The sequence below is a fragment of the Sedimenticola sp. genome (assembly GCF_050289425.1).
Lineage (GTDB): Bacteria > Pseudomonadota > Gammaproteobacteria > Chromatiales > Chromatiaceae > Sedimenticola.
Genome location: NZ_JBNKFS010000047.1, coordinates 1 through 3949, shown reverse-complemented (window position 1 = coordinate 3949; position 3949 = coordinate 1). Strand labels below are relative to the sequence as shown.

Genomic DNA, 3949 nt, shown 5'->3' with positions numbered 1-3949 from the left:
AAATAAAGCGGAACTGCTGACGGGCCTGGCCAACACGTTTACGCCAGAGTCCTTCGATACATTCCAGCAGGAACTGATCTGCCTGTGGAACGGAGAGATGGAGATGACCAGAGACGCCGTTGTCCAAACCCTGGCAGGCGAGCCGCGAAATGTGACTGTCTATTTCTCCGTATGCCCCGGCTATGAGAAGACACTATCCAAGATCCTCGTTTCGCTCATTGACGTCACCGAACGCAGACAGGTGGAGGAAGCGTTAAGTGCATCCGAAGGGGAACTACGCACATTAATCGAGGCCATGACGGATGTCATATTTGTCGGCAACTCAGAAGGGCGCTACCTGAAAATCGTTGACACGAGTCCATCGCTCTTATACAAACCTCCGGATGAATTGGTGGGAAAGACACTTCATGAGATTTTCCCCAAGGACCAGGCCGACTTTTTTCTCAACTACATTAGCCAGGCCCTCAACACGCGAAAGTCGGTAAATTTTGAATACAGTATTCCTATTGGAAGTAAGGATCTCTGGTTTAATGCAACCATTTCTCCAATATCCGATGATAAGTTTTTGATGGTTGCACGAGACATTACAGATCGCAGGCGGGCGGAAGAAGCCTTGCGTGCAAGCGAATGGCGATACCGCGAAATATTCGATAATGTACTCGACGGATTGTACCTGCTGGAAGTAACTGACGACGGCCGTTTCCGAACAATAGAAGTTAATCCTGCCCTCGAACGACTAACAGGGGTACCGCGCTCTTTCTCGGTTGGAAAAACGCAGGAAGAAACCGTTCCCCCAGAAGTGGCCGCCATTGTCAACGCCAAGTACCGCCATTGTGTTGAAGCGGGTCAGCCCATCGAAGAAGAAGTGCTGTTGGATCTGCCGGTCGGGCAGCGCTATTTTCAGTCAACCCTCATTCCTGCCCGTGACGAAACAGGAAAAACCCATCGCCTCATTGGTATTTCGCGCGACATCACCGAGCAAAAACGCGCCGAAGAAGAAATCCGCCAGCTCAATCAGGAGCTTGAACAGCGTGTCCTTGATCGCACCGCGCAACTCGAAGCGGCCAACAAAGAATTAGAGGCATTTGCCTACTCGGTCTCCCACGATCTGCGCTCACCGCTGCGCCACATTGACGGCTTTCTGGAACTGCTGCAACAGCAAATAGGTGAAGACCTCGACAAACGCAGCCGGCACTACATGGATGCCATCTCCGACGCAGCCATAAGAATGGGGCAGTTGATTGATGACCTGCTTACCTTCTCCCGGATGGGGCGGCATGAGTTATCTAAAACGTCGGTTGATCTGGACGCTCTGGTACAAGAGGTCATCGAAGAACTCGCGTTGGAGATGAAAGGCCGAACAATCCACTGGCAAATTACTCCTTTGCCCACCGTTGTCGGCGACCAGGCTATGCTGCATCAGGTGCTGGTCAATCTGCTTTCTAATGCTTTGAAATTTACCCGTGGGTGTCAACGAATAGAGATTGAAATTGGCTGTCAGATCAAGGGAAAAGAGGCGATCATTTTCATTCGCGATAACGGGGTGGGATTTGATATGGCGTATGCAGACAAACTCTTTGGCGTTTTTCAACGTTTGCATCCGGCCGATGAATTTGAAGGCACAGGGATTGGTTTGGCCAATGTACGCCAAATTATCAAACGGCATAACGGCCGTACCTGGGCCGAAGGACAGAATGATCAGGGAGCCACCTTTTACTTTTCGCTACCCCAAACGATTCAAGGAGGATAATTATGATGACACTTAAACGAGTTTGCTCGCAAACATATTTAAACTTTATTATTACCCCAGTATTCCTGGTGCTGCTGCTTCTGAATGCAGCGCCAACGCCTGTAATAGCTCAAGATGCTTCGGACACAGTGACCCTGCCCGTGGTAGCCGGCAACGATATCCGCTTCACCGCCCTCACCGGCGAAGAGGGTCTCCCCTCGGGGAACGTGTACGGTATCGCGCAGGATGCCCAGGGCTTTTTGTGGTTCGCCACCGGCGATGGCCTGAGCCGCTACGACGGCTATTCGTTCCGGATCTACCGTTTCGAGCGCGGCAATCCCAACAGTCTGGCCAATAATACCGTGCAGGCTATCCTTCTGGGACGGGGCGGCGTCTTGTGGCTGGGCACCAGCGGCGGCGGGCTTGACCGGTTTGACCCGGCGACGGAAACCTTTACCCACTACCGTCACGACCCGGATGATCCCAACAACAGCCTGAGCGGAAACACCATCCCCCAACATGGCCTGTACGAGGACCGTCAGGGCGCGTTGTGGGTCGGCACGCAAGATGGCGGACTGAACCGGCTCGATCCGGCGGCAGGAACCTTTACCCACTACCAGCACGACCCCCAGGATGCCAACAGCCTGAGTAGTAATTCCATCGAGAATGTCTACCAGGATGCGGGCGGGATGCTGTGGATTGGGACCTCGGATGCGGGCCTGAATCGGCTCGACCCCGTTTCAGGCCAGATTACCCGGTATCTGCCGAATCCAGATGATCCTCATGCGTTTCCGGACGTGTATGTGCATGGAATGTATGAAGACCGCGCTGGGACGTTCTGGGTGGCAGCTCCTCAGGCTTTTGGGGTGCTGGACCGGCAAACCGGCCAATTTACCCGTTATGCGATTGTCCCCGACCCGCCGGACGCGGTCTTTCCCAGCGTTTCGCGGTTCTACGAAGATGCCATGGGCAATCTGTGGCTGGGCGTCAGCGGCGGCGGGGTCTTGAAGTTTGACCGGCAGCAGCGACAGGTTATACAGTATAAAAATGACCCTGCCAATCCGCACAGCTTGCGCAACAATTTCATCAGTTCCTTCCTCGAAGACCCCTCCGGGACGTTGTGGGTGGGCACCCTGGGCGGCGGGGCGAATGGGTTTTCCACCCGCCCACCCAAGTTTGCCCACTACAAGCATGAGGCCGACAACCCCAACAGCGTGGCTGACAATTTTCTCTTCTCTATCTTTGAAGACCAGACCGGCATCGTTTGGATTGGCACTTCTCGCACCCTCAACCGTTGGGATCGCCGCTCGAACACCTGGCAGTTCTATCGCAACGACCCCGCCAACCCGGACAGTATCACGACCGGTTCGGTGACGGCCACCCAGGAAGACCCGGATGGCACGCTCTGGTTCGGCACCTTCAGGGGCGGGCTGAACCGGTTTGACCAGAAGACCGGTCAATTCAAAGCCTACCGGTTTGATCTCAACGATCCCCACAGCCTAAGCGATGACATCATCCGCTCGCTTTACCGCGACTCCAACGGCGTCTTATGGGTAGGCGGCTGGAACAATGGGCTGAACCGCTTTGATCGGGTAACTGAAACCTTCCAACGCTACCTGTATGATCCTGACAATCCAAGCAGCCTGAGTGCTGACTCAGTCACCGATATCTACGAAGACCGGGCGAAAACCTTGTGGGTGGCCACCGAAGGCGGCGGCTTGAACCGCTTCGACCCGGCTACAGAAACGTTCACGCGGTTTCAGAATGACCCGCAGAATCTGAAAAGCCTGCCCGATGATGCTGTGCGTGTCCTCTACGAAGACCAGGTTGGACAATTCTGGGTTGGCACGGCCGGGGGCTTGTGCGCATTCGATCGGGCGAACGGAACCTGTACGACGGTGTACACAGTAAAGGAGGGGCTGCCCAACGACACCATCGAGGGCATCCTGGAAGATAAGCAGGGAAACCTGTGGATCAGCACGAACAATGGACTCTCCCGTTTCAACCCCCAGACGCAAGTCTTCCGTAACTATGATGTCCTGGATGGTCTACAGAGCAACGAGTTCCATGTTTTCACCGCATTTTACAAAAGCCCGCGCACCGGCGAAATGTATTTTGGCGGTATCAACGGCTTCAACGTTTTTGACCCCAGCCAGGTGACGGACGATCCCTTTGTGCCGCCGGTTGTACTCACCGATTTCCGGTTGTTTGGCAAGTCGG

General features: G+C 54.6%; 2 protein-coding genes. Both read left to right on the top strand.

Going from position 1 to position 3949, the window contains the following annotated elements:
- The coding region (locus ACQY5R_RS18105; RefSeq protein WP_428610690.1) for a sensor histidine kinase at nucleotides 1–1750 on the top strand (1750 nt) is incomplete at its 5' end.
- Nucleotides 1751–1752: 2 nt separating this feature from the next.
- Nucleotides 1753–3949 (top strand): two-component regulator propeller domain-containing protein (locus ACQY5R_RS18100; RefSeq protein WP_428610689.1); only part of this gene is annotated, 2197 nt, incomplete at its 3' end.